The 8,245-nt window shown below is 44.5% G+C and carries 5 protein-coding genes and 1 pseudogene; 4 read left to right on the plus strand and 2 right to left on the minus strand.

Translation table 11 applies throughout. The annotated features are described in order from the left end of the window. Positions 1–28: 28 nt before the first annotated feature. The 3 genes from ACJ8MK_RS23695 (at position 29) to ACJ8MK_RS23705 (ending at position 4,215) form a co-directional block, all read left to right on the plus strand. A protein-coding gene (locus ACJ8MK_RS23695) for an IS1 family transposase (protein WP_223174975.1) occupies positions 29–726 on the plus strand; the annotation gives its coding sequence in 2 pieces (ribosomal slippage) (positions 29–278 and positions 278–726; 699 coding nt in all). Positions 727–877: 151 nt separating this feature from the next. Then, positions 878–2,875: a BCCT family transporter gene (locus tag ACJ8MK_RS23700; protein ID WP_004178088.1), complete on the plus strand. Its 1,998-nt coding sequence runs from the start codon at positions 878–880 to the stop codon at positions 2,873–2,875. A 62-nt stretch (positions 2,876–2,937) separates the two neighbouring features. After that, positions 2,938–4,215, plus strand: coding sequence for a DUF2254 domain-containing protein (locus ACJ8MK_RS23705; RefSeq protein ID WP_004152070.1), 1,278 nt, complete (start codon positions 2,938–2,940; stop codon positions 4,213–4,215). A 982-nt stretch (positions 4,216–5,197) separates the two neighbouring features. Here the strand turns inward: ACJ8MK_RS23705 and ACJ8MK_RS23710 are convergent. Both ACJ8MK_RS23710 and ACJ8MK_RS23715 read right to left on the minus strand, forming a co-directional pair. Continuing rightward, complete coding sequence (locus tag ACJ8MK_RS23710) at positions 5,198–6,034, minus strand: EAL domain-containing protein (protein WP_004178087.1); 837 nt, start codon at positions 6,032–6,034, stop codon at positions 5,198–5,200. A 66-nt stretch (positions 6,035–6,100) separates the two neighbouring features. Next, a pseudogene (locus ACJ8MK_RS23715) lies at positions 6,101–6,613 on the minus strand (CSS-motif domain-containing protein); the annotation flags it as partial. A 639-nt stretch (positions 6,614–7,252) separates the two neighbouring features. Here ACJ8MK_RS23715 and ACJ8MK_RS23720 point away from each other — a divergent pair. Next, positions 7,253–7,510: a hypothetical protein gene (locus ACJ8MK_RS23720; protein WP_004197688.1), complete on the plus strand. Its 258-nt coding sequence runs from the start codon at positions 7,253–7,255 to the stop codon at positions 7,508–7,510. Positions 7,511–8,245 lie beyond the last annotated feature (735 nt).

Here is an 8,245-nt window from a genome sequence, read left to right on the forward strand (position 1 = left end):
TGTATGATGGTGATTTTAAGGTGCTTGCGTGGCTTCCATTTCCATCAGATGTCCTTCCTGCTCCGCTACTGAAGGCGTGGTGCGTAACGGCAAAAGCACTGCCGGACATCAGCGCTATCTCTGCTCTCATTGCCGTAAAACATGGCAACTACAGTTCACTTACACCGCCTCTCAGCCCGGTACGCACCAGAAAATCATTGATATGGCCATGAATGGCGTCGGATGTCGCGCCAGTGCACGCATTATGGGCGTTGGCCTCAACACGGTTTTACGTCACTTAAAAAACTCAGGCCGCAGTCGGTAACCTCGCGCATACAACCGGGCAGTGATGTGATTGTCTGCGCTGAAATGGACGAACAGTGGGGCTACGTCGGTGCTAAATCACGTCAGCGCTGGCTGTTTTACGCGTATGACAGGATACGGAGGACGGTTGTGGCGCACGTCTTCGGTGAACGCACTCTGGCCACACTGGAGCGTCTTCTGAGCCTGCTGTCGGCCTTTGAGGTCGTGGTATGGATGACGGATGGCTGGCCGCTGTATGAATCCCGCCTGAAGGGAAAGCTGCACGTTATCAGCAAGCGTTACACTCAGCGCATTGAGCGACATAACCTGAATCTGCGACAACATCTGGCAAGGCTGGGACGGAAGTCACTGTCGTTCTCAAAATCGGTGGAGCTGTATGACAAGGTCATCGGGCATTATCTGAACATAAAACACTATCAGTAAGTTGGAGTCATTACCGAATATCGGATGATTTGTATCGGAACTCATTACACCATGCGTTCCGATTAACGCCGCATAGCCAGTTGAACTTTGCTACTCTGTGAAAGGTAGTACCGTCTATCCAGTGCGGATTTAATTAATGGAATAAATGATTATGAGTGATAATGATACAATCCCGAAGAAGTCTACAAGCCAGATTAACAAAGCGGTATTCTTTACATCTGCTTTGCTAATTTTCCTTCTTGTCGCCTTTGCCGCCGTATTCCCGGATGTCGCCGACAAAAATTTTAAACTACTACAGCAACAAATCTTCACGAATGCCAGCTGGTTCTACATCCTTGCTGTGGCCCTGATTTTACTAAGTGTCACGTTCCTTGGACTCTCACGCTACGGTGATATCAAGCTGGGCCCGGACCATGCGCAGCCTGATTTCAGCTACCATTCCTGGTTTGCGATGCTTTTTTCGGCAGGGATGGGGATCGGCCTGATGTTCTTTGGCGTTGCCGAACCTGTAATGCATTATCTTTCGCCTCCCGTTGGCACGCCAGAAACCGTTGCGGCAGCCAAGGAAGCAATGCGTCTGACCTTCTTCCACTGGGGACTGCACGCATGGGCAATTTATGCCATTGTGGCGCTGATTCTGGCGTTCTTCAGTTACCGTCACGGTCTGCCTTTAACTCTGCGCTCCGCACTCTATCCCATTATTGGCGATCGCATATACGGGCCTGTAGGCCATGCGGTTGATATTTTCGCTGTTATAGGCACGGTCTTTGGCGTCGCGACATCGCTGGGTTACGGCGTTTTGCAGGTGAATGCCGGTTTGAACCATCTTTTCGGGGTGCCCATCAATGAAACGGTGCAGGTTATTCTGATCGTGGTCATCACGGGGTTAGCGACGATTTCAGTGGTGTCCGGCCTGGATAAGGGAATACGTATCCTGTCTGAGCTCAATCTGGGTCTGGCGTTGTTGCTCCTGGCGCTGGTCCTGTGTCTGGGACCAACCGTGCTTCTGCTGAAGTCATTTGTGGAAAATACGGGCGGTTATCTTTCGGAACTGGTGAGTAAAACGTTCAACCTTTACGCGTATGAGCCTAAGTCGAGCAAATGGCTGGGGGGCTGGACATTACTGTACTGGGGATGGTGGCTTTCATGGTCGCCGTTTGTGGGGATGTTCATCGCACGGGTCTCCCGCGGGCGAACCATTCGCGAGTTTGTCACCGGCGTGCTGTTTGTTCCCGCGGGTTTTACGCTAATGTGGATGACAGTGTTTGGTAACAGCGCGATCTATCTCATTATGAACCAGGGGGCCACAGACCTCGCCAATACTGTTCAGCAGGATGTGGCGCTGGCCCTGTTTAATTTCCTGGAGCATTTCCCGTTCTCTTCCGTGCTGTCATTCATCGCAATGGCGATGGTCATCGTCTTCTTTGTCACGTCTGCTGACTCGGGGGCAATGGTAGTTGATACTCTGGCAACAGGTGGAGTGGCAAACACACCCGTCTGGCAGCGAATATTTTGGGCCTCGCTCATGGGCATTGTCGCAATTGCGCTTCTCCTTGCCGGAGGGCTAAGTGCGCTGCAAACAGTGACAATAGCGAGTGCATTGCCTTTCTCAGTGATCTTACTGATATCCATATACGGACTTTTAAAAGCTTTGCGCCGGGATTTGACCAAGCGTGAAAGCCTGAGCATGGCGACAATTGCTCCTACGGCTGCACGTAACCCAATTCCCTGGCAGAGAAGGTTACGCAATATCGCGTATCTGCCGAAGCGATCTCTTGTGAAACGTTTTATGGACGACGTCATCCAGCCCGCCATGACGCTGGTTCAGGAAGAGCTGAACAAGCAGGGGACGATAAGCCACATCAGTGACGCAGTCGAGGATCGTATTCGTCTTGAAGTCGATTTGGGTAACGAGCTGAATTTTATATATGAAGTGAGGCTTCGCGGGTATAGCTCACCGACCTTCGCGCTCGCCGCGATGGATAATAATGAGCAGCAGACTGAACAACATAGATATTATCGCGCTGAGGTATATCTCAAAGAAGGCGGTCAAAATTATGATGTGATGGGCTGGAACCAGGAGCAGCTGATTAATGACATACTGGACCAGTACGAAAAACATCTGCACTTCCTGCACCTCGTTCGTTAATAGCAACATGCCGTCCTGGGGGCGGCAATTATTTATCCCGGCCGCAATATGAGGAATGCAGAATGATTTCACGCTGGAAATGGATTCTGAAGCAGACAGTTAAAAAGCTATGGTTCAGGGCAACGTTATTCGCCATTGTCGCGATAATAACGGCCCTTTTATCAATTCTTTTTAAATCAATGATACCTGAGTCGGTTTCCGTGAAGGTTGGTGCGGAAGCAGTCGATAACATTCTGAACATACTGGCATCGAGTATGCTGGCAGTGACCACTTTTTCGTTGAGTATCATGGTCACAGCCTACGGTTCAGCCACTACTAATGTGACTCCCAGAGCTACGCGTTTAGTTGTTGAAGACGTAACCACACAAAATGTACTGGCCACCTTCATCGGTTCTTTTCTCTTCAGTCTGGTAGGGATTATTGCCCTCAGTATGGGAGCTTATGGAGAAAGGGGGAGAGTCATTTTATTCATTGTCACACTGGTTGTCATTGCCTTAATCCTCATCACATTGCTTCGCTGGATACAGCATTTGACCTCTCTGGGAAGGGTAGGTGAGACAACGGCAAAAGTAGAACAGGCGGCCATCGAAACATTTATTGCGAGAGCAAGAAATCCCTGTCTCGGCGGATATCCATGGCTTGAGAACAATGAACAGCCGAAAGGAACGGTTGCAGTTTATCCGAAGAAGATTGGCTATGTTGAATATATTAATATGGTGAAACTTAGCAAGCTGCTGACCAATGATCCCCGTCATGTATACCTCGTGGCGCAGCCAGGCAGTTTCATCCATCCATCCATGCCCGTTTTGTACCTGAGTCAAGGCCAGGAGTCATCAATCAGCGCCGATTTACTTGAGACGATTATTGTCTCGGATGTACGTTCATTTGCTCAGGATCCCCGATTTTGTCTTAGCGTCATGGCCGAAATAGCCTGCCGGGCACTTTCCCCCGCAGTGAACGATCCTGGAACCGCCATTGATGTCATTGGCAGAGGTGTTCGTATACTTTCCACTTACGCGCAGAATAAATCTGATGAAATAGAAGTGAAATATCCTTCAGTTCATGTTGCACCACTTCAGAATAACGATCTACTGGAAGACTTTTTCTCACCTGTCGCGCGCGATGGTGCCGGTATGAGGGAGATACAGATAAGAGTCCTTAAAGGACTGTCTATGCTGAGTAAGGGTTGGCCTGGGATATTTTCTGAGGCCGCGCATAATTTAGCATTTGAAACATTAGAGCATGCAATACGTGCTGACCATATAGATTCTGACAGATGTCTAATAAAATCAATTTATTATAATTTATTTAGTGGTGAAGACTCTAATAAAAAACCATAGTTGTGGGGAAAGTAATTAGGCCGCAGGAAAGATAATGGCAAAAAAAATTCCGAGAATGGGCGTCAGTTTTGTGGCATATGCGGGCGTGTTAATTGCGAGATGTATTAACCTATGGAGAGCAGTTCCATCTATACTCCTGTCAGCCCATGCTGGAAATATTGTTATCACTAGTCCTATCACGGAAAAGTTAATTGTATATTCTAACCCTACGCAGTATTCCGCTTAATGGCTTGCTTCTTTGTGTCTTTTCCCAACAGTATCCGACAATAAAAAGTACGTGAAGTAAACCCAACAAAATAACGCTGTACTGTATGGTCAGTCAATGTATTAGATTAACAGCTTTCGGGTATTTTTCTAGTGCTTTGAAAAAAGGAATATCAGACATTTGAAGGAATTCAGGATGTCAACACCAGTTGCTTTAGAGAAAAATGGAAACGGCTTCCTATTCACTAGATGCAATAGATAGCGGTCCTCGTTATCTGCTGAAGCAAATATTGGAATTGCATTCAACCCTCAACGACTTCTGATTTTCAAGACAGTGTCTACTTGTACATAACACATATCTGCAGCACTGTGCTGAATTAGGGCCAGATGGCACTCCAGCCCCCTGAGGTAGGGACACATCTTCAAAGATTCCAGGTTTTTTCTACTACTTTCATCAATGCCATCTCTGGAAGGCGCTGAGTAGTTATCCGCAGCAACCAGCAGAGTTATGTTGCAGACGAATAATGCTGTCTACCGGATACTGGCAGCCCCGACTCCTCTGTACTATGAGACAAAGCTCGCTCATCTCAGTAAATATTACATTCGCTGTTCCGTGTTTTGCATCAAATCACATCCTGGTTTCTCTGTTATTTAAGCAGTTCAGAACGACTTTTCAGTAACGCTTTCCCCTGCGCCAGCAGCAGGTGATTACACTGCCCTTCAATTTCTACCAGCTGATCGGCAAGCAATTGCTGAGTGTTTGCGCTGAAAGTGCCGGTCAGTTCAATTCCCGGATGGTAAGTTTTCTCGCTTCTTCCAGCGGAAGCGCTCTGGAGTAATACCAGCCCTGAGCATAACTCTGTGGCCAGAACGTCTTCAGATAGTTCACCTGCTCCTGAGTCTCTACACCCTCAAACACAATCTTATCTGCAATGGAGCGGAACATCTCATGCAGTCCGGGAAGAAGATCATATCGTAAAGATTCAGTACCAATAGCACTAGTTAGCGATTTGTCTATTTTTATTTCATCTACATCAAGCGCAGTTACCAGATTAAGATTAGAATATCCTGTCCCAAAGTCATCGATGGCAAACCTGACACCATGATTTTTATATTTATCAATGTGAATTTTCATACCTTCAAAATCCCCTCCTTGACGCTCCGTAATTTCAAGAAGGATTGTTTTATATGGGATGTTATATTCAGAAATTAATCCTAGTAGTTTATCCCTGAATTTTTCTGAATCAAGATCGCTTGGATTAATGTTTACGCTCAAAAATATTTCATTCTGAATAGCAGTATGGATAAATTCTCGGATAGCATGGTTAATGACGAATAAAGTCACATCCTCCTGCAACCCTTCCCTTTCAGAAAGCGGTATAAATACTTCAGGGCTAATATTCCCGAGTCTTTCATCTTTCCATCTGAGCAAGGCCTCAAATCCGCAGATCTGTCCGTCTTCAATTCTGTAAATAGGTTGATAGACCAGCGACAGGGCTTCATTTTTCAAAGCCTTTACAAACCTTGCAGATAGTGAACTATTGAGTTCTGCTCTGTTCATAATGATAATATAAATCATTAAACCGGAAAGTAGTGACACTGTTACTAATAACATTTGTATGCTCCAGTGCTCTGAAAATATCCCCGTAAAATACCCACCTCCTGCAACACAGAGATCATAATGTAGGCTACATGCCCTAAACACTCTAAACCTTAGTGGAACGCTATCATGCCGATCAAGAAGAGGAGCATCAGGTCCTATATTGAAGTAATGCCTGTCATGCTTACTATTTCCGACAACAGCGCTAAAGTTTTTTGAATACATATCAGTTTCGAATCGTCTGAAGACAAATGGTGATAGGGTCACCATAATACCTTCAGAAATATATCCATTGACGGATATATCATCCATAAGCTTAATACCAAAAAGCCACACTCCTTCCCGCGAAGTCCATTTTTTATCAAAATGTTCCAGACTTAAGGTGGGACGTAAACTCCCCCACAGAGCACTACAGGCTAATTCTCCTTTTATGATGTAGCCAACATCTTTAATCAACGGATAGGGCCATACTACAACCCGAAGATGTAGGATATTTTCATTAGTACATGGACTGTCTCCTATATTCAAATGTGACTTTGCAGCAGTCTTGACAGATTCAGTCTGAACCAGGAGCGATTCAGAGCGAACAAGCACATCGGAAGTATAGTCTTTAATTTTATCCCGAAAAATCAGGTAAGATACGCTCTCAGATAATACAAAAAAATATACCAGCTGAAAGAATCGATAAAGAGAGGACTGATAGATTATGTATCCACTTTCCAGGGCTAATCAAACGTTCCAGCTTACGACTAACCATGCAGATCTCCCCTCAAATTGAAAAGATATAAAGCTATATTTTCGCCAACTTCACTGACCGATTAGCTGGCACTGAACATACTATTCCAGTATACCTATTCTTGCCTTACTCATCCCGGGTATGAATCAAATAATGTGACATGGTTCGGATAGATACTGGTTATGATTTACAGAGATAATTCATGCGTTATTAATAGCCTCGTGAAGGCTCCAGATGCATGGTGCAACTTTTAAGCGATGCATGTAATGCGGTTTTTTACCCACTAGTATAGAACGAATATTCATTTCTTGCTGGGCGATCGCACACTAAGGTGTACACCAAAATAAAGACACTCTTTTTTGAAAAAAACAGAGTAAAATGTTGTGTGACATCGGCATTACAAAACGAAAATTCATGTTATAATCGGGTTATTATTGATAATGTTACGCATTGCAACGTGTAACCGGATATCTGCATTTGGGTGAAGATAGCTTAAGATGGATAAAAAATATGATTTTTCGCTCAGTTATGAAGCCTTAACACGGGTATGTGAAAATGCAATATGTGAACATATTCGCAGAGCAGGTTCTCTGGAAGGGTTAGGTTTCGCACTTGAATATACAAAGGCCTATGCTATCCTGGAAGTATGGTCTCTGCTGGCAGCTGCTGGCGATACATTTCCAGCTCTCATTGAGAAAGACAGAATATATCTGTTGCAACTAATTTCCGGGAAAAATAATATAGAGCTACATTAAATCATAAATTATTTGGCAGAACATCTCCGTTTTTACTTAACGCCCGCCGGAATCACTGACGTGAGGAAAATGAAATTTGTTGTGCAATAATAATTCTGATTATTCTGGTCAGTCGGATTGGCCGTAGAGTTTCAGTATTCTTGTGCGATGACAAGGCGGGATAACTACCGTCATCGCGCCCTGTCTGGAATCAATGACTTCAGTTTTAGATATAAAGAAAAAACAATATACACATTAGATAAAAGTGAGAAAAACTCGTCCTGTATAACATCAGGTAGAGTAAAGCATTTATCATTAACTTACTGAAGACGGAATAACTACATTTATACCCGAAAGCTATTCTCTTTGAATCTACTTTAGATTTCTATTATTTCTGATTGCCATAGGCTTTTTTACAGTACCCTGTGATTTCCTTGACTTCACTTTATATTTTATTATCATCCCATATAATAAAACCAGCGAAATAGACAAAACAACATACAATAACATAAAAATACCTGTGTTAACAATTAAAAAAGGAGATTAGGTCGAGTCCGTGAGTGATTTTAACATATACGCGAATTGATACCACTCATATGTGCTAGCCAGTTTCATCTTTTTCTTTATTTCTTTTATAGGCTTTGTTGAATAAATCAGATTTCGGGTAAGTCTCCCCCGTAGCGGGTTGTGTTTTCAGGCAATACGCACGCTTTCAGGCATACCTGCTTTCGTCATTTTGTTCAGCGCTCGTACCAG

This window comes from Serratia sp. CY38905 (assembly GCF_052168875.1).
GTDB lineage: Bacteria > Pseudomonadota > Gammaproteobacteria > Enterobacterales > Enterobacteriaceae > Serratia > Serratia sarumanii.